Annotated in this window: 25 protein-coding genes; 14 read left to right on the forward strand and 11 right to left on the reverse strand. The window is 29.0% G+C overall.

Annotated elements, in window-relative coordinates:
• Window positions 1-804: 804 nt before the first annotated feature.
• Genes KPL54_RS17275 through KPL54_RS17290 form a run of 4 tightly spaced genes read left to right on the forward strand, consistent with a single transcriptional unit; the run spans window position 805 to window position 3,776 of the window.
• Window positions 805-1,605 carry a hypothetical protein gene (locus KPL54_RS17275; RefSeq protein ID WP_216107748.1) on the forward strand — a complete coding sequence of 267 codons (801 nt, stop codon included), beginning with the start codon at window positions 805-807 and terminating at the stop codon, window positions 1,603-1,605.
• Between the two features lie 44 nt (window positions 1,606-1,649).
• Window positions 1,650-2,435: a DUF2705 family protein gene (locus KPL54_RS17280; protein WP_216107749.1), complete on the forward strand. Its 786-nt coding sequence runs from the start codon at window positions 1,650-1,652 to the stop codon at window positions 2,433-2,435.
• An 8-nt stretch (window positions 2,436-2,443) separates the two neighbouring features.
• Window positions 2,444-3,079: an ABC transporter ATP-binding protein gene (locus tag KPL54_RS17285; RefSeq protein WP_216107750.1), complete on the forward strand. Its 636-nt coding sequence runs from the start codon at window positions 2,444-2,446 to the stop codon at window positions 3,077-3,079.
• 1 nt (window position 3,080) lies between these two features.
• Window positions 3,081-3,776, forward strand: a complete 696-nt coding sequence (locus tag KPL54_RS17290; RefSeq protein ID WP_216107751.1) for a hypothetical protein — start codon at window positions 3,081-3,083, stop codon at window positions 3,774-3,776.
• A gap of 432 nt (window positions 3,777-4,208) precedes the next feature.
• Here KPL54_RS17290 and KPL54_RS17295 read toward each other — a convergent pair whose 3' ends face one another.
• A complete protein-coding gene (locus KPL54_RS17295; RefSeq protein ID WP_216107752.1) occupies window positions 4,209-5,717 on the reverse strand; it encodes an MFS transporter in 1,509 nt (502 codons plus the stop codon).
• Window positions 5,718-5,851: 134 nt separating this feature from the next.
• Here KPL54_RS17295 and KPL54_RS17300 point away from each other — a divergent pair, with 134 nt between their 5' ends.
• Both KPL54_RS17300 and KPL54_RS17305 read left to right on the forward strand, forming a co-directional pair.
• Window positions 5,852-6,451, forward strand: coding sequence for a TetR/AcrR family transcriptional regulator (locus tag KPL54_RS17300; protein WP_216107753.1), 600 nt, complete (start codon window positions 5,852-5,854; stop codon window positions 6,449-6,451).
• Between the two features lie 71 nt (window positions 6,452-6,522).
• Window positions 6,523-6,927: an FMN-binding protein gene (locus KPL54_RS17305; protein ID WP_216107754.1), complete on the forward strand. Its 405-nt coding sequence runs from the start codon at window positions 6,523-6,525 to the stop codon at window positions 6,925-6,927.
• 159 nt (window positions 6,928-7,086) lie between these two features.
• Here the strand turns inward: KPL54_RS17305 and KPL54_RS17310 are convergent, their stop codons facing one another.
• The 4 genes from KPL54_RS17310 to KPL54_RS17325 all read right to left on the reverse strand — a co-directional run bounded on the left by KPL54_RS17310 (window position 7,087) and on the right by KPL54_RS17325 (window position 11,479).
• A complete protein-coding gene (locus KPL54_RS17310; RefSeq protein WP_216107755.1) occupies window positions 7,087-7,734 on the reverse strand; it encodes a LemA family protein in 648 nt (215 codons plus the stop codon).
• Entirely contained in the window at window positions 7,679-8,401 is a 723-nt protein-coding gene (locus tag KPL54_RS17315; protein ID WP_216107756.1) for a TPM domain-containing protein, read from the reverse strand. The genes KPL54_RS17310 and KPL54_RS17315 overlap by 56 nt, the downstream gene beginning before the upstream one ends.
• A 311-nt stretch (window positions 8,402-8,712) precedes the next feature.
• Window positions 8,713-10,791: a methyl-accepting chemotaxis protein gene (locus KPL54_RS17320; RefSeq protein WP_216107757.1), complete on the reverse strand. Its 2,079-nt coding sequence runs from the start codon at window positions 10,789-10,791 to the stop codon at window positions 8,713-8,715.
• A gap of 316 nt (window positions 10,792-11,107) precedes the next feature.
• On the reverse strand, window positions 11,108-11,479 hold the full coding sequence (locus tag KPL54_RS17325) for a hypothetical protein (RefSeq protein ID WP_216107758.1): 372 nt from the start codon (window positions 11,477-11,479) through the stop codon (window positions 11,108-11,110).
• 651 nt (window positions 11,480-12,130) lie between these two features.
• Between KPL54_RS17325 and panB the strand changes: the two genes are divergently transcribed.
• From panB to KPL54_RS17345, 4 genes are all read left to right on the forward strand, one after another.
• Entirely contained in the window at window positions 12,131-12,958 is an 828-nt protein-coding gene (gene panB, locus KPL54_RS17330) for a 3-methyl-2-oxobutanoate hydroxymethyltransferase (RefSeq protein WP_216107759.1), read from the forward strand.
• Between the two features lie 63 nt (window positions 12,959-13,021).
• The gene (gene panC, locus KPL54_RS17335) at window positions 13,022-13,867 is read left to right on the forward strand and encodes a pantoate--beta-alanine ligase (RefSeq protein ID WP_216107760.1); all 846 of its coding nucleotides are present in this window, start codon (window positions 13,022-13,024) and stop codon (window positions 13,865-13,867) included.
• Window positions 13,868-13,918: 51 nt separating this feature from the next.
• Window positions 13,919-14,302, forward strand: coding sequence for an aspartate 1-decarboxylase (gene panD, locus KPL54_RS17340; RefSeq protein WP_152753253.1), 384 nt, complete (start codon window positions 13,919-13,921; stop codon window positions 14,300-14,302).
• A gap of 81 nt (window positions 14,303-14,383) precedes the next feature.
• Window positions 14,384-14,605, forward strand: coding sequence for a DUF378 domain-containing protein (locus KPL54_RS17345; protein ID WP_216107761.1), 222 nt, complete (start codon window positions 14,384-14,386; stop codon window positions 14,603-14,605).
• A gap of 40 nt (window positions 14,606-14,645) precedes the next feature.
• On the opposite strand, the gene KPL54_RS17350 is transcribed toward KPL54_RS17345, so the two are convergent.
• The gene (locus tag KPL54_RS17350) at window positions 14,646-15,110 is read right to left on the reverse strand and encodes a hypothetical protein (protein ID WP_216107762.1); all 465 of its coding nucleotides are present in this window, start codon (window positions 15,108-15,110) and stop codon (window positions 14,646-14,648) included.
• A 59-nt stretch (window positions 15,111-15,169) separates the two neighbouring features.
• Here KPL54_RS17350 and KPL54_RS17355 point away from each other — a divergent pair, with 59 nt between their 5' ends.
• Complete coding sequence (locus KPL54_RS17355) at window positions 15,170-15,478, forward strand: hypothetical protein (RefSeq protein ID WP_216107763.1); 309 nt, start codon at window positions 15,170-15,172, stop codon at window positions 15,476-15,478.
• Between the two features lie 63 nt (window positions 15,479-15,541).
• Here KPL54_RS17355 and KPL54_RS17360 read toward each other — a convergent pair whose 3' ends face one another.
• Window positions 15,542-16,276, reverse strand: a complete 735-nt coding sequence (locus KPL54_RS17360) for a lysophospholipid acyltransferase family protein (protein WP_216107764.1) — start codon at window positions 16,274-16,276, stop codon at window positions 15,542-15,544.
• A gap of 151 nt (window positions 16,277-16,427) precedes the next feature.
• Between KPL54_RS17360 and KPL54_RS17365 the strand changes: the two genes are divergently transcribed.
• Entirely contained in the window at window positions 16,428-17,297 is an 870-nt protein-coding gene (locus tag KPL54_RS17365; RefSeq protein WP_216107765.1) for a ComEC/Rec2 family competence protein, read from the forward strand.
• Window positions 17,298-17,581: 284 nt separating this feature from the next.
• Here the strand turns inward: KPL54_RS17365 and KPL54_RS17370 are convergent, their stop codons facing one another.
• Window positions 17,582-18,409: an undecaprenyl-diphosphate phosphatase gene (locus KPL54_RS17370; protein WP_253203548.1), complete on the reverse strand. Its 828-nt coding sequence runs from the start codon at window positions 18,407-18,409 to the stop codon at window positions 17,582-17,584.
• A gap of 92 nt (window positions 18,410-18,501) precedes the next feature.
• Entirely contained in the window at window positions 18,502-19,389 is an 888-nt protein-coding gene (locus KPL54_RS26750) for a DMT family transporter (protein ID WP_216107788.1), read from the reverse strand.
• Window positions 19,390-19,595: 206 nt separating this feature from the next.
• Here KPL54_RS26750 and KPL54_RS17380 point away from each other — a divergent pair, with 206 nt between their 5' ends.
• The gene (locus KPL54_RS17380; protein WP_216107766.1) at window positions 19,596-20,954 is read left to right on the forward strand and encodes a Mur ligase family protein; all 1,359 of its coding nucleotides are present in this window, start codon (window positions 19,596-19,598) and stop codon (window positions 20,952-20,954) included.
• A gap of 43 nt (window positions 20,955-20,997) precedes the next feature.
• Window positions 20,998-21,723 (forward strand): type 1 glutamine amidotransferase, encoded by a 726-nt coding sequence (locus KPL54_RS17385; RefSeq protein WP_216107767.1) that lies wholly within the window; start codon window positions 20,998-21,000, stop codon window positions 21,721-21,723.
• Between the two features lie 459 nt (window positions 21,724-22,182).
• Here KPL54_RS17385 and KPL54_RS17390 read toward each other — a convergent pair whose 3' ends face one another.
• Together KPL54_RS17390 and KPL54_RS17395 are read right to left on the reverse strand one after the other, a co-directional pair.
• Window positions 22,183-23,466: a helix-turn-helix domain-containing protein gene (locus KPL54_RS17390; protein WP_216107768.1), complete on the reverse strand. Its 1,284-nt coding sequence runs from the start codon at window positions 23,464-23,466 to the stop codon at window positions 22,183-22,185.
• A 56-nt stretch (window positions 23,467-23,522) separates the two neighbouring features.
• Window positions 23,523-24,821, reverse strand: coding sequence for a helix-turn-helix domain-containing protein (locus KPL54_RS17395; RefSeq protein WP_216107769.1), 1,299 nt, complete (start codon window positions 24,819-24,821; stop codon window positions 23,523-23,525).
• Window positions 24,822-24,838: the final 17 nt, after the last annotated feature.

Genomic DNA, 24,838 nt, shown 5'->3' on the forward strand with positions numbered 1-24,838 from the left:
TTCACTCCCACCATATTTATATATAAAAAGCCATTCTTTTACTTTATTTTACCACAATATTTATCATAATAAATCAAATATTTACAATTATACTAATAAGCGATAATTTATTAGTATAAGTAAATTTATTTGGGTCATCCTAAAAGTAAATCTAAATCAAAAGCAGAACTTAGATAAAGACTAACCATAGACTAACTATATTTAAATGGAACATCTGCATTATCAAAGGCAATATAGAGAATATAGAAACTGTCCGTCCTTTGCCATATCAATTGCTCTGATGATAAATCTTATGCTGGTGCTGAGGGTAATGTTAAAACTACTGTTTTATCACCAGTGTTTTCTTTAAAATCTGCTGTTTAAATATTTAATTTAACATTGGTTCCATCACTTAATCAGTAGTTATCTATGCTTAAACCTGTTAATGGTGCAGTAATCATGGTGATTTTTGATGATATTCAATACAGGTATAAATAACTTTCAATAAATGCATACTATAGCTTTGCATATTTATGCAATTTATTCATGTTCCAGTACACGTCTAGTTGTATATTACAAAAGATACCTATACGCTCAGTACAGATGTAGTTGTATTTATAACATTTTTTAGGATACCATATTTCAACATTTATAGAACTTTTCAGTACACCTAATAGTTGTATCTATACTCCTCTGGAAAAATCCAGAGGGATTTCATTTATAAAAAATTAATTTCTTAACTTTGAAAGGGCTATAAGCTTTGGTAGTTATACCTTTAATCCACCTGCTTAAGTAGGTGAGTAGTTTGAAAAAGAGGAAAATGATATGATAACTTTAATTAAACTAGATTTAAAAAATTGCATAAAAAACGAAAAATTCAAAATATATTTCTTATCTTTGTTAGGTATTTGTATATTTTCATTTTTAGCTGTTTGTGCAGATTCCTTTATGAGCAACTCATTACAATTAAATTTTACAAATAAAATGGGAATAATGTTAGGAAATAATGTGCGGTCAGTCTTTCAGTTTATATTATTAACGCTTCCTTTAATTGCATGTGGTATTTATTCTGACTCATTTATATATGAAAGAGATAATAACATATGTGTATATTATTTAACAAGGACTACTAAATTGAAATATTTTACATCTAAAATGTTTTCAATTTTTATCATAGTTTTTTTTACTATATTATTGCCACTAAGTATAAATGAACTATTAACGGCTTTAGCTATACCCAATATAGGTGTAGATCATGGCTACGGGATTCCTGTATATCAATTGAAAGCTAACGTAAGTGAATTTTTTTTACAAAGTATCCACAATAATCATCCTTATTTATATAATTATCTATTAATTTTAATAACATCATTTTATGGAGCATTAGTAGCGGTTATAGGGTTTAATATATCTCTACTGTTTCAAATGAAAAAAATCAACTTACTTATTTATATGTTTCTAGGAGTTAACTTAACGTCATTTGTTTTACCACAGAAGTTTCAAATATATAATTATATACAATCTTCTCCAGGCAACCTTAGCGATTTTATTATTGCATTAACGGGGTGGATAATGATATGTATCATAAGCGGAACAATTGGTATATGGAAAGAGACTAGAAAATAGTTTTATTGTATTTTATAAACAAAAAAGTAAAGGAATAGGATTATATGAAAAGTAGATATAACTATAACAAACTAAATCTAATTTTATTAAATATATTCACAATGATGTTCATAGCAAAAATATTATCCGGAGACTTACATGGAATCACTCTTGATATTAAAGATATTTTTGTATACTATTATTCGCATACATTTTTAGGAGAAAAAATCACCATAATAAACATACTCATTTCGGTATTTCCTATTATAATAGTGATTTCTATATTTGCAGATGAGGTATCAGTTGAGCTAGAGAAAAATGCAACTTATATATTTACTAGATCAATAAAACGTAAAAAGTGGATTACTAATAAATTCATACATATTTTTATTAGTCTTATAAAAATTCAATTAATCCAATTTAGTATATCATTTATGTATTTTACTGCTTTAGGGTATAGAATAAATGATTTAAAATCATCACTAGTAATTATTATAGAACTGTTTATATTAACGACACTAACTCAGTATATTCTTATAGTAATAGCTAGTTTAGTTACATTGAAAACAAGTAATATCTATGGATATACTTTCTGTAATTTTATATTTTTAATTAATATACTAATTTTTCATTTGTTTTACTTTACAAAACAAACATTAGTGCAATATTTACCGTTTACTCAATATATTTTATCTATTCAAGAAAATATATTAGTTAATAGAAATATAAGATATCTATCCAATTTTATTCCTGGGTATAATTTTACTGAAGCCGTAATTTACGATATTATCATTATAATTACTTTAATATTAGTTGGAAGAAAAATAATAGAAAAACATGAATTTTATTAGGAGGAAATATGAGTTATATAGAAATTAAAAATCTTACCAAAACTATAAAGGGAAATAAGGTATTAGACAATATAAATATTAACTTGAGTAATGGAAAAATATATGGCTTCATAGGTAGAAATGGCTCAGGAAAGACTATGCTGTTTAGGGCTATCTGTGGGTTAATAAAGCCTACTACTGGAGAAATTACAATAAACGGTAAAATTATTTCAAACGATATAGATTTCCCTGAGTCCTGTGGAGCAATTTTAGAGACACCAGGATTTTGGGATAATCAAACAGGGTTAGAATGTTTAAAAAATATAGCAAGTATAAAATCAATTATTAATAAAGATATAATATCTCAGTGGATGCTTAAATTAGGATTGGACCCAAAAGACAGAAAAACCTTTGAAAAATATTCATTAGGAATGAAACAAAAGTTAGCTTTAGTACAAGCTCTTATGGAATCACCGAATTTAATCATTTTAGACGAACCAACAAATGCTCTAGATGAAGAAAGTGTTCTTATTTTAAAAGATATTCTGAAAAAAGAAAGAGAAAGAGGCGCAACTATATTACTTTCTAGTCATAATAAAACAGATATTGAAGAATTAAGTGATAAAATATTTAAAATAGATGTTGGTAAGGTTAAAGAGGTGTAACATGAAAATTACAAACAAATTATTTCTTATTATAATGACTATTTCTATATCAATATCTTTAATTGCGGCTATCGTAGTTAGGCTATCGATTTCAAAATTTGAATATACTGATATTCCTAGTTTAGCAAGTAAAATTATTTATTACCCATATGAAGAAGTTGAATATAGTGACGCGTTTAAGGATGTAAGCGCAACGAAAGATACTAGCACACTTTATAAATATATAGTAAAAGGCAAAGCAACAGGACATAGAGAGATTTTAAAAGGTGCAGTACTTACAGAAATCGAAGTTAATAATGTATTGCAAGGATCCATAAATAGTAAATATATATATATTTATGAGCCAATAGATATATCTATTGCTAAAGTATCGATGTTATCTACGTTTGAGGGATACAATTTTATAAAATATAATAAGGAATATATTTTTTGTTTATGCGATTTGAACAAAGATTATTATAATATTTATACTAAGGGTAAAAAAAACATATTTATGTATACAACCCCTTTCTATGGAAAGTTTCCATTAAAATATAAACCCGAAGATTTTGTTGTAATTAGTGAAGATGACTTTATGGTTGAACCATCTAAATATTATAATGAATATAGTCATTACGAACAAATATTTAGTTCAGAAAAAACAAAAAATAAATACTTTAAAGAATATAATAGACTAATGAAAATTACTCCAAAATAAAAAACAACACCTTTTTCACTATACGTTTGAAAAATAACACTTATGCATGCACCTCACATTTTTTTTATGATTAATTTATCATAATCATAAAAAATTTTGATAAATTATGTTATGATTACATTGTAAAATTAATCGTATAATGTATAAATTTATATAAAAAGAGGTGGTATTGTGGATTTATTAATAGTAAAAAATAAAATCTTTTTTCATATTATATCTTTCATTAATGACAACCCCTTTATTAAAGCTTGTTTAATTATAGGTATAGGTGCTTTAATATTTTTATTAGGAGTAAAGGTTGGACATGCACTGAATAATTTAATGTTATGATATTATTTGATTAATGAGGCCTACAAAATGCGAAATTAAAAGTGATATGCTCCCCTTAAAGTAGACAAATCTAGAAAGGGGAGCATTTTTATGTTGAAAAATTTATGCTATGAGTTTTTCAATATCCGTTGGTTTTCTATCAGTAAATAATGCACATATGGACAATAGGAAAACTATAGTATAGGAAACTACGAAAGTGTTATCGAATGCTTTACTTAGTTCCTTATTTTTAATATCTCTAATAACATCTTGATTTGAATTATTAATTTTACTTAACATTTTTCCTTTAATAATTGGTTGTAGATTTGCTTGTGAATTTATTTTGATCGTAACATCCTGTTTAATATTATTAGTTGCATTTGTGACATTACTATTTAATATACTCACAAGAACTGCAATTCCTATACACGTTCCAATTTGCCTTGCAGCATTAATAATTCCTGATGCTATACCACTTTTTTCTACAGGTAGATATTTTATTGATGAAGCGATTGATTGCACTGAAAATCCAAATCCAATTCCCATAATAGCAAGTGTTATTCTCATGCTTGTTATTGAAGTGTTTATGTCTATCTGCGATAACAACACTGTACCTACTCCAACAATAAGTATTCCTGAGAAATTAACAAGTCTTGATCCAATCTTTTTAACCAAAATACTACCTAGAGGAATACCTAATACCGAAGCTAGTGAAAGAGTCATCAGTACAAGTCCAGACTTAAGAGGAGAGTAGCTAAATACCTCTTCTAGATAAAAATTTAATAATAAAAGTGGCGAAGCTGTTGCAAACCCCGCTGACATATAAAGAATGCAAGAGGCCGTAAAGGTACTTTCCTTAAATAAATTAAGTGGTAGCATTGGTTCTTTAGTTTTAACTTCAATAATTAAAAATGTAATAATTGATAAAATACAAATGCAAAAAAGTGATACTATTGTTTTTGATTGCCAGCCATAATCGTTTCCTTTAAGAAGTGAAAAAACTAAGCAAAATATACTTATCATAAGTAAAATTGCACCTAGAACATCTACTTTTTTTGAAACTGTAGTATCATAAGATTCATTCAAAGATAAAGCCGCAAAAACTATAGCTATAATAGTCATTGGAACATTAACATAAAAAATATATTTCCAGTTTAAATATTGGATAATTATTCCACCCATAGGTGGCCCAGCAGCGGCTGCTAAAGCTGTAATCCCACCTGATACAGCTATTACAAAACCTCTTTTTTCTTTGCCAAAAATTTCAAGTCCTAGAGGTAAAACTACTGGAGTTACAATTGCAGCGCCTATCCCTTGAAAAAATCTCATAATAATCAAAAATATAAATGAATTCCCTACCCCACAGAGTAATGATGATAACCCAAATATAAATAATCCTATTATTAAAATTTTTTTCCTTCCAAATTGATCTGCAATTTTAGAACCTATAATTAGAAAAACTGAAAATGATAACAAGTACGCAGTTGTAACCCAACTTACATCATTAATGCTTTTGCCTAAATAAGTTGCCATATCTGGTAATGCTATATTTACTATAGTACTATCCAGAACCCCTAAAAAACAACCAATAATTAGTGCTGTAAAACCTAAAATAACCTTACTTTTTTTCATAAAACCCTCCTAATACGAAACTTATTTCATATTCGTATTGTATGCTTTATGTTTCACGATGTCAAGAACATGAAATTAATTTCATATTGTTGACAAAAGATACGCTTTACCTTAAAATCTAACTAGGTGATATTATGAAAAGAGAAATAAGAATACCAGTTCAAAAAAGATCAATTGAAAAAAGAAAAAAAATAATTGATGCCGCACTAAAAATATTCAATGAAAAAGGTTATTTCAACACCAATACAGCTGAAATTGCTAAGGAAGCGGAATTAGCTACGGGGAGTCTGTATGCATATTTTAAGGATAAAAAAGATATATTTCTAGAAGTCACAAATTTATATGGAAACGCTATTTATAATCATAGTGTTACCGAACTGAGTAAAATAAAAGATACAAGTGATTTGGATTTAATTATAAAAACTACTATAAATATAATAATTGAAAACCACAAAATATACTCAAATTTCCATCAAGAAATGATGACATTATGTTATATAGATAATGATATTAAATACCAAGTTCGTGAACAACAAAAACTTTTGCTCAATAAATATATCGAAGAATTTAAATTTTTTAATTTAAATATTAAACATAGTAAGGAAAAATATTTTTTAATATATTCCTTAATTGAAGATACCTGTCACGAAATTGTTTATGCTGACAAATCAATTCTAGACAGAGATGTTTTAATAGATGAGTGTGTCAAAGTAATAAAAAAAGTATTATTATAAATATTATTTCTAAAACCTAAGATGGATTTTACCTTTTATTAATGTCTATTAAAAAATAAAGGAGATTGTTTATGACTAATGTAAAGAAAATAATATTAGGTGTAGTTTGTATTATGGTTTTATCAGGTGGGGTAATTGGAGGAAAATATTTAATTTCTGTGCAGAAATATAAGAAAATAGTGAATGAGCTTAAAATTGGTAGCGTGGATTTATCAAAGGTTTCTGATGGTAAATATACAGGTTCTTGTGATGCAGAATTTGTTGCTGCCAAAGTTTCAGTTACAGTTAAGGATCACATGATTAAAGATATAACCCTACTAAGCCATAAAACTGAAAGAGGAAAGAGTGCAGAAGTTATACCAGGAAATGTAGTTAAGGCTCAAAGCTTGCAAGTAGATACTATTACAGGTGCAACAAACAGTAGTAAAGTGATTTTAAAATCCATTGAGAATGCATTAAATGCTGGTAAATCATAAAAAAGTCCTCTTTTTGATATTATCCAAAAATTTTCATATAAGGTTAAATTCACCACTTTGAGCTATATCCTTTGAAGAAAACTTCAAAGGGTTTCTTTTTTACTAAATTTTAAAGGCGGTGATTTACGATGAAAAAAATTTGCTTTATCTGCAATTAAATTAGAATGCTACTTTTGGAACAATATTTGAACTTGCTGCTGCTTTAAAGAATTCTGCTTGTTTGAATCCAAATAAACTTGCCATTATATTTTTAGGAAATGTGCTTATTTTAGTATTGTAGGTACCTACTGCATCATTATAATTTTTTCTTGCTACAGCTACCCTGTTTTCAGAACCTTCTAATTCAGTTGTTAATGCTGTAAATTGAGTATCTGCTTTCAAATTTGGATATGCTTCTGCAACAGCCATTAATTTTCCTAATCCAGCTGTTAATTGTGTATCTGCCGCTAACTTATCTTTAGTAGTTCCTGCACCCATCATCGTTGCTCTAGAAGATGCTATACCTGTGAATATGTCAGTTTCGTGTTTTGCATACGCCTTTACAGTGTTTACTATATTAGGTATTAAATCTGCTCTTCTTTGTAATACAGTATCAATATTACTTTGCTGTGTTGTTACATTAACTCTTTGTGTTACCATTCCATTATAAGAAACTATTAGAAATCCTACTACTAGAACTACTACTGCTAATATTGTTACAAATTTTTTATTTGCTTTTGTCATTTTTCTATCCCCTTTTTTATAATATATTCTAGTCTGAAGCTCCACCACCACCTGAATCTCCACCGCCAAAGCTATCTCCACCACCGAAACCGCCTCCACCAGAACTATCTCCGTAACCCCCAAAGTAACCCGAGTTTCCTCCACCACTTCTTGGTTTACCGAATATTGCCCCCAATAAACCGGCTAGTATGAATATTAATATGAATATATTATTAAATGTAAATCTGTCTTTTGCAGGTGGTTCAGTTTTCACTAATTCTGGATTACTGATTAGTGGAAAAATCATATTGATTGCATCAAAATATTTTCCTTCTCTTAGCACTGGATGAATTTGCTGTAGTATACTTTTAGCTTTTACATCAGGTATTTCACCTTCTAATCCATATCCTACCTCTAACCTTATTTTATCAGTGGATGTTACATATACAAATAATAAGCCTTTCTTTGTATTCTTATCTCCTATTCCCCAGTTTTTAAATACAGCATTAGAATATGATTCTAAATCATATTCTGCTGGAAGTTTATCAATAGTTAAAATTGCTAGCTGTATTCCAGTTTGGCTAGTTAAACTCTCACATTTACTTAGCAATTGTTGTCTTTCTTCTACACTTAATTTGTTAGCATAATCTTGAACATATATATTGGTAGTTGGCTTTGGTGGTAGTGACTCCGTTGCCGCAAATACCGGTATATTAATAATGATTAGTGCTATAAGTGTAAAAAATAATGTTACTATTTTTTTGTTAAACATCTAAATTCTCCTTCTAAAATTGTTTTAATAAAATTTTTTCACTTTAATAACTTTCAAACCTAGACTTTCCGTGCAAGTTACTAACACACTTATAATTCGACAAAAATCTATAATTACCCTTCTTTTCTGTATGAAAAAGTAAAAAAATCTGTTATATTACACTTATGTTATTTTCATTAATTATAAACAATACCCCTAATTGTATCACTCTACAATTAGGGGTATTGTTTTAATATTTTAATTGCTAATAAATATCAACTATACTGCCGTTTTCATCTAAAATTAATTTAATGAATCCACCAATATAATATTTATTCAAATTTGAACATTTCAAGTTTCCCTTGAAGTTCCTCAATTAATACTATAAGATTATTGGCATGGTTATTAACCTCTTCTGAGGAAGCAGATTGTTCTTCCATAGAAGCAACTATCTGCTCTGTAGAAGCAGAAGTTTCTTGTGCAACTTCTGATATACCATCTATCATTGTAACCACATTATCCTTATCTCCAGTGGTTTTCTTTATCCCTTGAAGTTCTTCTTTAACCTGTGACAATACCTCATCAATCGAAGATGTGATCTCTTGCATTGATATATTTATATTTGTTACAGCTTCCTTTTGAATTTGATTAATTCCATTAGTTTTATTCATAAATTCAACTGCCGAGCTTGTATCATTTATTATACTATCTATAATTTCTTTAATACTTAATGACGAATCTTTAGATTTTTCAGCAAGTTCCTTTACTTCCTCTGCAACTACTGCAAACCCCTTACCAGCTTCTCCTGCTCTTGCAGCCTCAATAGAAGCATTTAATGATAAAAGATTAGTTTGCTCTGAAATATCCGCTATAACATTTGTAACTTCTGCTATATTATTTGATTTTTTATTTAATTCACTAATTATTTCAGAAACCATTCCAAGTGAAGTTTCAAGTTTTGCATATGAACCTTCTAGGGTTCTAACATCATTATTACCTTTACCAATATCATTTGTAGTCTTATTTAATAAGTTTTCTATTAAATTTGATTTATCACTGATTATTTCAATTTCATTTCCAAGACTTACGATAGCAGCAGCTCCATCCTCAATCTGTTGGGTTTGTCCTTGTGTTCCAGAAGATATCTCTCCTATAGACTCTGTTACCTCTCCAATTGCTAAACTATTTTGTTTTGATATAGTAATCAAACTACTTGCTGTTTCTTGTACTGCTTTAAATTTTTGGTTTAACTCTGAAATTAAAGAATTTAGATTCCTTGTCATATCATTAAAGTCATTTGATAAATCTTCTAATTCATCGCCTGATCTTATGTCTAATAATATTGTCAAATCACCCTTTGCTGTTTTATTAACTACTTCTTTAATATGTTTTATACCTTTTACCAGTTTATCACTTGTTAGAAAAGCTAATAGAACTACTAGTATCAATGCCACAACTAAAACTATAATACTTAACCTAACTAAATAACTTACTTTACTTGTGACTACTGATTCAGGTTTTAATGAAATCATTTTCCAATTTAGCCCTTCTATTGTGGAATAAGATGCATCGTAAGTGGTCCCTGCTATAGTTGCCTTAGTAGTTCCTTTCTTATCACTATAAACCTTATCAGCCCAAGAATATTGTTTACTAAAATCTTCTTTATTCGCTACAATATCTTTAATTCCTTTATCATCACTTTTCTCTGAAAAACTTGGAGCTACATTTTTACCCATTTGAGTAAATAGTGAAGAACTTATTAGCGTTCCCTTGTTATCAAGGAAAATTAACTTATTACTATTTCCTTTTTCAAGAGTTGTCCTAACATCTCCCATTGATGTTAAACTAATATCATATCCTACAGCTCCTATGAATTTTCCATTTTGTTTTACAGGATAAGTAATAGAAATCATCATTTCCTTTGTTCCACCTTTATCCTTATAAACATCAAACCATACTATATTCCCTTTTGCTTTTGTATCCTTAAAAGCTTTTAAATCTCGCGCCACGCCTGGATAAGGACTCCAAGGAAATATGTCCATGAATCCTGTTTTCGCACTAATGTAATATGTATCAACAAGAGATTTATCATTATTTTGTGCATTCTTAAGTAAATTTGTTATCATAACATTTTTATCTTTGCCGTTATCCACGGTTCCAATTCCACTTGCAACTTCCTTAATAGAAGATTCATACTTTGATAAATATGTATTTATATTTTGACCTGAACTTTGTGCAATGCTAGAATTTTGTTCCTCCGTTGAAGTCTTTATTTGTTTATATGAATATGTTATAAAAGTTCCTGCAAGTACACATGAAGCCACTAGCGTTGTTACACTCATTGATAATATAAATTTCTTTTTAATAGACGTTCTTTTCACTCTTTTTTCATTCGCTCTGTTTTGTTTCATAAATTTTAGTCCCCCTATAATTCTGGGCTATGTTTAAAATAATATTGATAATATCAAAATTCCCTCATTAATTTCTTCATCTATTATAATTACAGGATTGTAAGCATATACCATAATATTTAGCTTAAACATAGCTTGATTATTTTATGTTTCAAACATTTTATCCAATTATTACATTCAGCCCCTTATTGAATATATATCCATCTTAATCAGCATATGTTATTATTTATTAATTTTACTAAGATTTTTAACCATTGTCAAATTTTTATCAAAAAAAGAGGTACAAATTCCCATAAGAAACTTGTACCTCTTTTTTTTACTTTTTATTATTCTTAACTCTGTTTGGTTTAGCCTTAGGCCTCATAACTACATCATTTTTTTTATCTTTTTTATAACCAGTATTATTATACTTTGATCTAGAAGTATTTCTTCTTTTCATAAATCCTGATAAATCCATAAACCATAAAGCAAAAATAACAAATACTCCTGGTATTACATATCTAGATACAAAAATTGGCATAGTTGGCCACATGAATACAGGAGCTATAAAAAACACTATAGCTATTGCAAGCACTGCCCACTTATTAATTTTTATTTTACTAAGTAAAAAAGTTTTTAAAACATAATATATTATAAAAACAACAATTGTAAATGCTATCATACCAAGTATTTGCATGGCCATATCCATATTTATCCCACCTTTTCTACAAATGAATGTATATTATACATTATCAAACATTTTCTACAATATATCAATAGTTTATGCATTAATTTATATAATTATATTTGTATAATTATGTTTGTATTAAAAATAAATTTATGCTAAAATATTTTTGGGTAGTATCGATTGCGAACTGCACTTTATTGTTTAACATAAAAAAATCATTAAATAATCTGCTCATATCATTATGAATGAGACGGTGCTTCAAGAGTATCACCACCCTCAGTTATCTGAGATGTTTTTCTAGATTTACTAATTCAAAATATTTCATACTAGTGGTTGCAGCTCCTAAGCGAGTGACTTAACCTCTGGTTTTCTTTTAAATATAAACAATTCAGATGCAATCGCATACTTAATTTACCCTATTTAATTTTACACAACCCTTGTTTTTCTATATAAGGGACATTCAAGTAAATAATAAGTCAGTATACTAGTCTATTTCGCGACATACTTCGTCTGCAGAATCTGCTGATAGTATGACTATCAACAGAACCTGCTTCCTAGTCTTTCGCGAAATATCCGTCGCATCTTTAACTTGTTATTTATTTTCATGCCCCTAAGAACCAAAATCATAAATATTACTTCAAATAATATTTGAAAATGTAGGAGGATTAAAAATTGAAAAATTCTGTTTCTACCTTTATGTCTGCAAAAAAAGCAGGTACTAAATTAACAATGCTTACAGCTTACGATTATTCAATGGCTAAAATTATTGATGAATGCGGCGTTAATGGTATTTTAGTAGGAGATTCCTTAGGTATGGTTTGCCTTGGGTACAAAGATACCTTAAGTGTCACTATGGATGATATGCTTCATCATACTAAAGCTGTTGTTCGTGGCACTAAAAATGCGCTTGTAGTAGGGGACATGCCTTTTATGTCTTACCAAACATCCTTATATGATGCAGTTAAAAACGCAGGACGATTTTTACAAGAAGCGGGAGCATCAGCTATAAAACTGGAAGGTGGAGCTGTAGTTTGTCCTCAAATTAAAGCAATAGTTGCTGCTCAAATACCTGTTATGGGTCACATTGGGTTAACTCCTCAATCTGTTAATATGTTTGGAGGCTTTAAAGTCCAAGGAAATAATAGCATAACCGCTAAAAAACTTATTGAAGATGCTAAAAAAATAGAAGATGCAGGTGCATTTGCTATTACACTTGAATGTATACCTGCAAAACTTGCAGAGCTTATATCAAACGAAGTAACTATACCAACTATTGGTATAGGTGCTGGTGGTGGCTGTGACGGTCAAATTTTAGTATATCAAGACATGCTAAATATGTTTGAAGATTTTAAACCAAAGTTTGTAAAAAGTTTTGCAAATGTAGGTGACCTAATGAGATCTGGATTTAAATCATATATTAAAGAAGTAACCGAAGGAACTTTTCCGTCCAGTGAGCACTGTTTTAAAATAGATGATGAAATTTTAAAAAATTTGTATTAAATTTATTTAAGAAAGGAAGTGTAATAGGCATTAATAACAATATGGTACTAATGCCTCTAGCAAATGAATACTGTAAAAACTATTAAAGAAATTCGTAATCAAGTCAAAGTTTGGAAAAAAGAAGGTTATAGCATTGCCTTAGTTCCTACCATGGGATCTTTACACGCGGGCCACGCAAGTTTAATAAGCCGCGCTGCAAAAGAAAATGATAAAGTTGTGGTAAGCATTTTTGTAAATCCAATACAATTTGGTCCTAGTGAAGATCTAGATTCTTACCCAAGAGATCTAAATAAGGATGAAATTGTATGTGAGGGTGCTGGAGCTGATTTAATATTTGCACCAAAAGCCACCGAAATGTATTATAAGGATATAGAAGCAAGTGTGAGTGTTAAAGAACTTGCAACAGGTCTTTGTGGTGCTAAAAGGCCAAATCATTTTGCTGGAGTATGTACTGTAGTTTCAAAACTCTTTAATATAATTCCTGCAGACAAAGCTTATTTTGGGCAAAAAGATGCTCAGCAGTTAGCTATAATAAAAAGAATGGTTAGAGACTTAAATTTTGATATAGAAATTGTTGGTTGCCCTATTATACGTGAAAAAGATGGACTTGCAAAAAGCTCACGTAATGTTTATCTATCATCAAAAGAAAGACAAGCAGCTTTAATTCTAAACAAAAGCTTAACTAAATGTAGAGAAGCCTTGTCAAATGGTGAACGGTCAACAAATCTTCTAAAAGAAATTATAAAAGCGCAAATACAAACTGAGACTTTGGCAAGGATTGATTATATCGAAATTGTAGATGCTTTGTCCCTCGATGCTATAGACTTTGCAAACAAACCTATTCTTGTTGCCATAGCTATATATATTGGCAAAACAAGATTAATAGATAATTTTATATATGAAGCTTAACTTATTAATTAATAATTGTTAACTACCAAATAGAACTACAGGAGGACTAATATGATATTAACTATGTTAAAATCTAAAATACACAGAGCCGTAATCACGCAGGCTAAATTAAATTATGTAGGAAGTATAACAATAGACAAATCACTAATGGAAAAATCTAATATTCTAGAATATGAAAAAGTTCAAATCGTAGACATTGATAATGGTAATAGATTTGAGACTTATGTTATTGCAGGGGATGCAGGTAGTGGAGTTATGTGTATAAATGGAGCTGCTGCTAGATGTGTCCAACCTGGAGATAAAATAATAATTATGACTTTTTGCCAAATAAATGAAGAAGAAGCAAAAATAATTAAACCTACAGTAGTATTCGTTGATGAGACAAATGCTGTAGTCGAAATAGCTCACTATGAGAAACATGGTCAAATAAAATAATTTTTTTTTAATAATGTAATAATTTTTGAGTAATTGTAAACAATAATATCACAATACTTTATTAAAGAGGAGATGTTTACAATGAAAGCATTAGATGGTACTGCACTAGTATTAGTTATTATAGGAGCTATAAATTGGGGATTAATTGGATTCTTCCGATTTGACCTAGTATCCAGCTTATTTGGTACTGGCTCAGCATTAACAAGAATTATTTTCGCTCTAGTAGGTTTATGTGGCCTATATGCTTTATCTTTCCTCGGAAGAGACAGAGATAGCAACAGAGACAGAACTGAAGTTAAATAATTTCAAAATAAATATATCAAAAATATAAAAGAAGCCGGATTTAAAATTCGACTTCTTTTATATTCAAATTAAATCTTAACTGTACCAAAGCCAACCTATCTCTAACTCTTATTACAATTAAACTTTGTGATTGTTTTTTATTTACATCTTGTATAATCTTAGAATACTTATTATTTAACATCATTATAAAGCCACCGGCTTTAGATTGAATTTCATATCCATTAGATTTTTTTACTATAACCAAATTCTCCCATTGATGAGGAGCGTAATTTGTAAACTTCATTTCAAAAATCATTCCTTGTTGCTCAAGTAATGTCAGTAAACTATTATAATGATCACTTAGCATAGTATTTGTAAACTTTAACCCTTTGCTGACATTATTACTATGTTCTAAGAGCTTGCTTTGATCGATTAATTGTAGTTCATGTTGTTTTTTTATATTGTCTAACTTCTTTATTTTACGATTCACATTCTCTAAGTAATGATTATTATTATCTTTATCCATAATTATTCCCTTGCCTTTCATAGTATTCTTTATGTAGAATGTAGTTGAGGTGATTATACATGAATAAATTTATAGACTTGATTATTTCCGCATTAGAATATATACGTAAAAATAGTAAATTATATATTACATCATTTTTTAATAAAACATACTTCTTAATCGATAAAAATTTTACTTTAAATAAAATTTACAAACCAATTCTAAAAGAAAAAACTGATACAAACAAAAGATTACAAGGAGCAATAAACACTGTAAATATTAAAAATAAAGAAGTTGAAAAAAACATATCAAATTTTGAAAATGAAAATACCTTACTACAAGAAAAAATATCTATAATTGAAGATCTAATAACAAAAAGGTATGATTAATTATAATATAAATTAAAAGAAAGAGCTGCGCAAGAGATGACTCGCAGCTCTGAAAGAGATGATTCAACCAATTTTTTTCTCGTTTTCCTTGTTCAAATTGTTTTGAATTATGTTTTGTACTACATCCGATATATTTGCTTTTTCTTCCTTAGTCATTCCGTCAAGATATATAGGTTTACCAAAGATAAGCTTAGCATTTGCTCTTTTAATTTTGCCATTATTACCTTCCAAGGCCGTATAGGTATCATACAATGTTATAGGGACAATAGGGACTCCTGCTTTTATTGCAAGCCTCATACTGCCTTTCTTAAATTCGCCCATAGTGTTACTCCTACTTCTAGTTCCTTCTGGAAAAATGAGCATTGAATATCCATTTTTTAAATATTCAACACCTTCTGCAATATCCTTAAGCGCCTGTCTTGGGTTTTCTCTATCCATAAACACACAATGTATTTGTTTCATCCAATAACTCATTATTGGTATCTTAATCATACTTTTTTTAGCAACAGCTCCCGTAATACTATTCATATTAGACAATATTACTGGTATATCAAGATTACTTTGGTGATTTCCAACAAAAAGGCAAGCCTCCTTTGGTATATTTTCTCTTCCACTAACTGTCAAATTCAAATTTGCGGCCTTTAGTATAAAATTAGCCCAATTCGTAGCAACCTTAAATAGGTATACTTCTGCCTCTTTTATAGATTTTTGCCTTTTGAGTCTGTTTAATTTAGGTTTCTTCGCGCTTATCCAAATCAAATTAGTAATAAAAAGCATATAAAAATATATAGTTCTCATATATCTGTTCCTTTCATTCTTTAATTTAATTACACATACAATTATACTAGTTAATAAGTTTTATTTCAAATTCCTCGTAAATATTGATATTTATTTATACATTTGGGCAACATCATTTATATAAATAAATATTATGTAGGAGATTACCTTTATGCCAAAAAAAACCTGGTTAAAATATGCACTAATTTGTATTTCACTTATTTTTGTAATTGTATGTACAACTATAAGCTACAAATCTACTATAAAAACTAGCTTAGATTTAGAAAACAATATGGTAACTCATTTTATTGACGTTGGCCAAGGTGATTGCGCACTTATTCAAGTGAATAATAAAAATTTACTAATTGATAGTGGTACAAGTGATTCAAAACAAAAATTAATTAGGTATTTGAAAAAAAACAATATCACAAAACTAGATTATATAGTTGCAACCCATCCCCATGAAGATCATATAGGCGGAATGGCTAGTGTTATTAAAAACTTTGAAATTGGCGAATTTTACGCACCCAAAGCAATAACTTCAACTCAAACATTTAATGATATGATCGACGCTCTTCGGGCTAAAAATCTAAAAATAAAAATAGCTACTCCTAATATATCTTTAAATTTAGGTCCTAATGCCACCTGTGTTATGTTATCCCCAAATAAAACCACCTACGATAATCTAAATAATTACTCTTGCACTCTAAAGATATCATACAAAAATTCAACTTATTTATTTACAGGCGATATAGAAAACCAGGCTGAGCAGGAGTTAATAGCTAATGATTATGATCTATCAGCTCAGGTACTTAAAGTTGCACATCATGGTAGTAAAACATCTTCTTCAAAAGAATTTCTAGCTAAAGTGTCACCAAAGATTGCTGTAATAAGCTGTGGCATAGACAATGATTACGGTCATCCAAATAGAGAAACCTTAGATAGACTTAAAAGACTAAACACTATTATCTATAGAACTGACCTAGATAAAACTATTGTACTTATAAGTGATGGGTCAAAGATAAAAAAGCTAGATAACTAGCTTTTTTATCTTGTAGTGCGTCCTGATGTAAATGAATATTATTATGAATTTCTCGGTCAGTGGCACCAAATAAGAAGAGCAGAAACATTGAAATTCCATTTAAAATTCTTCTTTTGAAAATATTAAATTCTCATGAGCCTGACTGGAAGGAAGGCTAGCGAACGGGCGCAAGCCGAATGTGAGTGAAAGAGAATTTAATATTTGCAAAAGATTAGAATTTCTTAATGGAATTTCACGTTTCAAACTCTTATTTGGTGCCACATAGGAGAAATTCATAGGTTACATCAAATTAAAATAGTACTAAATTTAATTAAACATAATAATACTATACCAACAATTATTCTATAAACAGCAAAAACCTTCATAGGTTTTGTCTTTAAATAAGCAACAAATCTTTCAACTACAAGAAGTGCAACCAAAAATGCAACTATAAAACCAATAACCAAAGTAATAATCTCTCCACTACTAAAATTCATACCAGTTTTATATAAAGTAAGAGTTGCTGCTCCTACCATAGTTGGTATTGCAAGGAAAAATGAAAACTCAGTTGCAGCAATTGTAGAAACTCCACAAATCCAACCTCCCATTATAGTAGATGCAGATCTCGACATTCCTGGCCAAAGTGCCAAACATTGAAAACATCCTATTTTAAATGATTGTTTAATGTTTAATTTCTCTACGCTTTTTGTTGTGTGCTTATTTCTGAATTTATTTTCTATGATGATCATTAGAATTCCGCCAACTATAAGTCCTATAGCCACGGTACCTGGATTAAAAAGATATTCATCTATTTTATCATTTAGAAGAAAACCAAAAACTGCAGCCGGTATAAATGCGACAATAATATTAGTCCAAAATTTAATTCCTGATGGCTTAAGTTTAAAAAATTCCACAATCGAATTCCATATTTTACTCCAATATAAAACCATAATAGCAAGAATCGCTCCTAATTGAATTACTACCTCAAAACTATTTGCAAACGTGCCTTTAAAATTTATAACATTTCCCACAATGATCATATGCCCCGTGGAGGAAATAGGAATAAATTCTGTTATTCCTTCAACTATAGCTATTATTACCGCTTTTAAAACCAATATAATGTTTAAATCCATCTATTGTTTGCTCCCTTCTAAAAATAATTTGTAATTTTTAATTATAATATATTAACAAATTAAATACAATTAAATTTTTATAATGTTCTTTTTCATAACTTCTCCGTGCTTGTCCCCTTTGTTCTTATCATATATATTGCACATATTACTAAAACAGTACCAACTATCTGCATAAATGTTATATGCTCATGTAATATAAAAAACGATAAAATCATAGCAGTTGGTATTTCCAGATTTCCTATTATAGATACCTTAAGCGATCCTATATATTTTATAGCTGCATATAGTAGTGTTAAAGGAATTATTTCACAAAATATGGCAAGTATAGTTGTATATATTAAAAGGTTTTTAGTTATTTCACCCCTAAAAACAAATAGAGGAAATTTGTATATCATAAGGCTTATTAGTGAAAAAAGTGTTGAATAGGCATTAATAGTTAACGGACCAATTCCCTGTAATTTTTCTTCACTATAAATATTCATAAAGGCATAAAACATTGCACATATTAAAGCAAATATTACTCCAATAAGTGAATATTTAGGTCGACTTGATAAAATATCAAGAGTTAAAAGGCAACCAAAGAATGCCAGAAACACAGCAAAAACTTTTATGTAACTTATAAACTGCTTCTTAAACACCGCTGAATATATGAATACCATTATAGGATATGTATATAGTAATATAGCCACCATTTGAATAGGTAAATAGTTATAGGCTGTATAATAAAACACTGTCATAAATGTATTTCCAACAATTCCAAGTATCGCGAGTCTTAATAATTGCTTTTTTGTTACCTTAAATGACTTCTTATTAAAAATATACATGATTACAAACATTAATGGAACAGCTATAATGTACTGAAGTGTGAGTAAACTTATAGCATCAATTCCAAGACCAGAAGCTAGCTTTACAAATAGCCCCGCACTTCCGAATAATACAGCTGAAAAAATCGAATAAATATATCCTTTGCTTAGTAAAATAGTATGATACCCCCAGTACTTTAATGACCCTTATATTTATATTCTAACAAAACCCTACCTAAAAAGCCATATGTTTTAATAATAAGTTATATTAATATGTTAGACATTTATGTTAGTATGTTATAAAATTGTATTATCATAAATATAAGGTATAATAAAAGTTATTCTAATAATAAAATCTAAATTCATAAGTACAATTAAAGGATGTGTTCAAAATTAAAATTCAGTCATTACTCAGTATATTAGTTTCAAAATTTGTTATGACATTATCAAAGTCTATATTTCAAGGCGGAACTAATTTCCCCGGGAAAATCGCCCTAAAACTTGATAAAAACATTTTAGAAACAATTGCTAATAATTATGAGGTTATACTTATAACCGGTACAAATGGTAAAACCACAACAACAAGCATGATTTATAGTATTGTAAAAGATAGCAAAAGACCTGTAATTACTAATAATACTGGAGCAAATATGTATACAGGAATTGTTGCATGCTTTATTTCAAATTATTCATTTAAAAAGTCTACCGAGAAAAAAATTGCTGTTATAGAAGTTGATGAGGCTAATCTTAAATTTGTAACGCAGTATATAACTCCAAAAGTAATTACTATAACAAACCTTTTTCGGGATCAAATGGACAGATATGGGGAAGTATATACAACTCTTAAAAAAATACTTGTGGGAATCGAGAAAGTTCCTGAATCAACTCTTGTTCTTAATGGAGACGAATCTTTATTTGGAAACTTGAATCTTACAAATGATGTGATTTACTATGGTTTTGGAACAAAGGTTAATGAAAATAAAATTGTAGATATCAATGCAGATGCTAAGTTTTGTACAATCTGCAAATCTCCCTACAGTTATAATTTTATAACCTACAATCATCTTGGAGATTTCTATTGTCCTGGATGTGGATATAAAAGGCCAGAGCTTACCTACTTCGTAGATAAAGTGATTGATTTAAATACCAGTGGTTCCTCGGTTTCTATTAATGATAAAGAATATTACATAAATCAACCAGGTACGTATAATATTTATAATGCCCTATGTGCCTACTCCGTAGCAAAGGTTCTTGAAACTTCCGATAGCGTTATAGAGCATTCTCTTAAAACCGTAGCTAGTAGCTTTGGTAGACAAGAAACTCTAAATATCGATGGTACCGAGGTTAAAATAATATTGGTTAAAAATCCTGCAGGTTATGACGAAGCTGTAAACACTATTAATCTTGACAAACGCACAATAAACTTATCTCTCCTGTTAAATGATAATTATGCAGATGGTAAAGATGTTTCTTGGATTTGGGATGTGAATTTTGAGCGCCTTACAAGTCTTGATGTTAACAAAGTTATGATCTCAGGAATACGTCTGTACGATATGGCAATAAGACTTAAAGTAGCTGGTTTTTCATCAGATTCTTTCCTACTTTGCACGGACGAAGAAACCTTACTTAAAGAAATTAAATCTTGCAATGGCGAAATAGTATATGTACTCGCAACCTATACCGCAATGATAAATTTAAGAAAGTTTTTACATACTAAAGGTTACATAAATAAAATTTGGTAAAAAATCTAATATATTTAAAAATCTAATTCAGAAGGTGAATAATATGGAAATTAACATTTGTCATCTATATCCTGATTTATTAAATGTGTATGGGGATGTAGGAAATATTTTAATACTAAAACACAGAGCGGAGCTTCGAGGAATTGAAGTAAACATTGTTAATATATCTATGGGCGATATTTTTAAAGCAGAAGATTACGATATTGTTTTTTTTGGAGGCGGCCAAGATTACGAACAAACTATAGTTTCTCCAGATCTAATAACTCTAAAAAAAGCATCAATGGAAGAATATATAGAAAGTGGGAAAGTATTTTTAGCCATTTGCGGGGGATACCAATTGCTTGGGAAATATTATACAACGCCAAGTGGTGAGAAAGTTTGCGGTCTTGGTATTTTGGATATTTGCACGGAAAGCGGTGACAAACGTTTTATAGGCAACACAATAATTCATAACGAAACGTTTGATGAAACCTATGTTGGCTTTGAAAATCATTCTGGAAGGACCTATATTAACGGCTTATTACCCCTTGGCAAAGTTGAAGTTGGATATGGTAATAATGGGGAAGACGGTTACGAGGGTTGCGTATATAAAAATACCTTCTGTACTTATTTCCATGGTTCGCTTCTATCTAAAAACCCTGAACTTGCAGACAGATTGCTTTCACTTGCATTAAATAACAAATATGATGAAGTAGCTTTAACTTCTTTAGATGATACTCTCGAGATTAAAGCCAAAGAATTTATAATAAAGAGAGAAACTTCTAAATAAATAATAGTATAAATTTCTTAATGGAATTTCACGTTTCAAGCTCTTATTTGGTGCCACGCAGGAGAAATTCATAGTGGAAATAGACTTAATCCTGATGAATGTAAGAAACTTTCAGAATTTATTAGAATTAAATTATGTTAATTATAATGTTAATAAATAATAGTATGAATTTCTCCGGAAGTATCACCAAATAAGAAGAGCAGAAACATTGAAATTTTATTTAAAATTCTTCTTTTGCAAATATTAAATTTTCGTGAGACTGACTAAAAGGAAGTCTAGCGAACCGGCTGCAAGCCGAATGTGAGCGCTAGAGAATTTTATATTTGCAAAAGATTAGAATTTCTTAATAAAATTTCACGTTTCAAACTCTTATTTGGTTGATACGCAGGAGAAATTCATAGGGTACATTATGCAGAGCAGTAACATAAAAAAAGATGTAAATTTGAATAAATTCCAAATTTACATCTTTTTCTCTAATTGTAATGCCAAACTAAAATACTTTATAGAATCAGCCACATTAGATAGTTTATGGTACATACTCCCCATTTCCAAATAACGAGCATATATATCTTTCTTATTTCCAAACTTTAATAGTGAATCTAAAGATAAATTCATGTACATCTCTGCACTAGATGCACTTCCTTGTCTATCGAGAATAATAGCTTTATAATAATAACTTTTTTCTATGAACTTAATATCATCTAAATTAATTGCATAGTTTAATACTTCATCAGAAATACTCTGTGCAAGCTCAACTACATCATTTTTAATAAGTTCTTCAACACAATTAAGCATAAATTCAACTAGTCCTACCTTATCCTCTCTAGGATATACGCTTAACCCATGACTTATATACTCAACTGCTTTTTCTTTCATATTACAGTCAAACATTGTTGACCCATAATTGAAAATAGCCATTGCCTTATACGATGACTTATCTTTATATAACTCATAAGACTTTTGCTCATATTTTTGAAAGTCACCATTTTTCATTCTTATAGATAAAATAGCTAACATATGATATATCTTGGCCGCGCGAAGATCTGTATCCACATGTTTAACCAAATCTAGTAACCTTTTTCCTACTTCAAAAGCACGTTCATAATTTTCTAGCTTAATATTACAAGCAGCCTCATTGTACGTTACTATAATTATTTTTTTATAATTCAGAATCTCACTACTATAAAGTCCCTTTCTAACATTACGATAATAACTCGATGCTTGAAGAAAATCTTCTTTTATATATAGATGTCTTGCCATATCTATATAATAAGTTAATTTATTATCATCTATAGATGTTTTTAAATACAAATCATAATACTTTGATGTAACTGCTTGAGTATTCTCAAAATCTTTTTCATCTAAGTAAAAATTAAATAACATATGCATTAATTCAATAGCTAAATCATAATAATTATATTTTTCAGCTACCTCCAAATTATAGGATACATTAGTTTTGTAATCCTCATCCTTAATAGCTGTATTATCCTCATTTTTAACATTTACCTTTAATATTTCAATATTTTCTTTAACTTGCTCAAATACATTTTCATTTAGATATCCGAGATCTATGTCTAGTTCCTTACTTATTAATTCTAATACCCAAGGCTCTGCTATAACCTTATTATTTTCTATGCAACTCATTTTAGATACTGATATTTTGTCATCACATATCTCTTTTAATGTATATCCTTTATATATTCTACTTCTTTTTATTTTTTCTCCCGTTGATAATATTTTCATTGTCATCACCTATCCACAAATCATATAATTAATCTGTAAAATTCCCCATAAATATTTCACTTTATTACTCCTAATCTTTTAAACAACTCTACACCTTCATTTAAATATTTAGCCGCCTCTATACTTCTGCCACCATCAACATAGAACTTCCCAATCATTATAGATACTTCAGCCGCTTCCTTTAGTTTGTCATGCTCTTTTACAAACATTAGTGCTTGAAGTAATGTGTTTTCAGCTTCATTCTTGTTGTCTTCTAATAAATCGACTCTGTATTTTAATAAATAATACTGAAATAATGCTTTATTATTACCATCTTCTATATAGTCTAGTATATGGCTTAAAGCTTCTTTAGCTTCACTTACAGACTTAAGCTTAATATAATTTTCACAAATATTAGCTAATGTATCTATTAATTTTAAGTCCTTAGTATTTTGTCTAATCTCCTTAGCCTTATTTAAGTGTATAAATGATTCTTCCATATTTTCAAATTCATAAAACAATCTTCCTAAATTATTTTCTATCTCCGATATATAAGTCAAATTATTAATTTCTTTAAATACTTTCAAAGTAACCTTAGAGTATTTTATAGCATTTTTAATATCACCTTTTTTATTATATCCATCCGCCAATAATAGGAGTGAATTAGCATACTCATTTTTACTATTAATTTGATTAAATTTTTCCTTAGCTAAATACGAATATTTTATAGCATTTTCAATGTTTTCTAATTTAAAATAAGTATAACCTATATAATAGTATATTTCGCCGAGTAAAAAATCATTTCCCATTTGATTGTCTATAAAAACTTTTTCAGCTTGCTTAAAATAACTAGAGGCTGACTGATATCCCATCATCTTAAGAGTTATTTTTCCCAGTTTTAATAAAGTTTCAATTATTTCTTCATAAGAATTATTTTTAATAAAGATTATATTTGCAGAAAGAAAAACCTGTTGAGCTGACGCAATGTTTTGCTGCTCCATATATATATCGCCTCTTAAAGATAAATTCCTAGCTCCTTGATATTCTAATTTATATTTTTCACAGTAATATATAGATTTATCAATGTTTTGCTCCGCCTGCAATAAATCACTATTTAGAATTTGAGCTTCAGCAATATTTTGATAGAACAAGCATATTTTTTCAGCTTGGGTTTCTTCCGACTCCATTAGATATTCAACATTTGTATTTAAAGCAGTTGCCAAATATTCTAATAAATCCATACTTGGATTGGATTTACCTGATTCTACTAAACTAATTTGACCTGGAGTTATTCTACTACCCGCAAGATCTTTTAATGTCATATTAAGCTCTTTTCTTTTCCTCTTTATCTTTTCTCCCATAGATAATATTTCCATAATCACTCTTCCTTTAC

The organism is Clostridium estertheticum (genome assembly GCF_018861295.1).
GTDB lineage: Bacteria > Bacillota > Clostridia > Clostridiales > Clostridiaceae > Clostridium_AD > Clostridium_AD estertheticum_D.

Bases quoted from the DNA above. Each gene is read 5' to 3' on its own strand.
- KPL54_RS17390 (WP_216107768.1), bottom strand. From the start codon at position 23,466: ATGAAAATATTATCAACGGGAGAAAAAATAAAAAGAAGTAGAATATAT.
- panD (WP_152753253.1), top strand. From the start codon at position 13,919: ATGATATTAACTATGTTAAAATCTAAAATACACAGAGCCGTAATCACG.
- KPL54_RS17360 (WP_216107764.1), bottom strand. From the start codon at position 16,276: ATGAGAACTATATATTTTTATATGCTTTTTATTACTAATTTGATTTGG.
- KPL54_RS17305 (WP_216107754.1), top strand. From the start codon at position 6,523: ATGACTAATGTAAAGAAAATAATATTAGGTGTAGTTTGTATTATGGTT.
- KPL54_RS17325 (WP_216107758.1), bottom strand. From the start codon at position 11,479: ATGGATATGGCCATGCAAATACTTGGTATGATAGCATTTACAATTGTT.
- KPL54_RS17395 (WP_216107769.1), bottom strand. From the start codon at position 24,821: ATGGAAATATTATCTATGGGAGAAAAGATAAAGAGGAAAAGAAAAGAG.
- KPL54_RS17275 (WP_216107748.1), top strand. From the start codon at position 805: ATGATAACTTTAATTAAACTAGATTTAAAAAATTGCATAAAAAACGAA.
- KPL54_RS17315 (WP_216107756.1), bottom strand. From the start codon at position 8,401: ATGTTTAACAAAAAAATAGTAACATTATTTTTTACACTTATAGCACTA.
- KPL54_RS17370 (WP_253203548.1), bottom strand. From the start codon at position 18,409: ATGGATTTAAACATTATATTGGTTTTAAAAGCGGTAATAATAGCTATA.
- KPL54_RS17290 (WP_216107751.1), top strand. From the start codon at position 3,081: ATGAAAATTACAAACAAATTATTTCTTATTATAATGACTATTTCTATA.
- KPL54_RS17385 (WP_216107767.1), top strand. From the start codon at position 20,998: ATGGAAATTAACATTTGTCATCTATATCCTGATTTATTAAATGTGTAT.
- KPL54_RS17295 (WP_216107752.1), bottom strand. From the start codon at position 5,717: ATGAAAAAAAGTAAGGTTATTTTAGGTTTTACAGCACTAATTATTGGT.
- KPL54_RS17285 (WP_216107750.1), top strand. From the start codon at position 2,444: ATGAGTTATATAGAAATTAAAAATCTTACCAAAACTATAAAGGGAAAT.
- KPL54_RS17365 (WP_216107765.1), top strand. From the start codon at position 16,428: ATGCCAAAAAAAACCTGGTTAAAATATGCACTAATTTGTATTTCACTT.
- panC (WP_216107760.1), top strand. From the start codon at position 13,022: ATGAATACTGTAAAAACTATTAAAGAAATTCGTAATCAAGTCAAAGTT.
- KPL54_RS17350 (WP_216107762.1), bottom strand. From the start codon at position 15,110: ATGGATAAAGATAATAATAATCATTACTTAGAGAATGTGAATCGTAAA.
- KPL54_RS17345 (WP_216107761.1), top strand. From the start codon at position 14,384: ATGAAAGCATTAGATGGTACTGCACTAGTATTAGTTATTATAGGAGCT.
- KPL54_RS17300 (WP_216107753.1), top strand. From the start codon at position 5,852: ATGAAAAGAGAAATAAGAATACCAGTTCAAAAAAGATCAATTGAAAAA.
- KPL54_RS17355 (WP_216107763.1), top strand. From the start codon at position 15,170: ATGAATAAATTTATAGACTTGATTATTTCCGCATTAGAATATATACGT.
- KPL54_RS17280 (WP_216107749.1), top strand. From the start codon at position 1,650: ATGAAAAGTAGATATAACTATAACAAACTAAATCTAATTTTATTAAAT.
- KPL54_RS17320 (WP_216107757.1), bottom strand. From the start codon at position 10,791: ATGAAACAAAACAGAGCGAATGAAAAAAGAGTGAAAAGAACGTCTATT.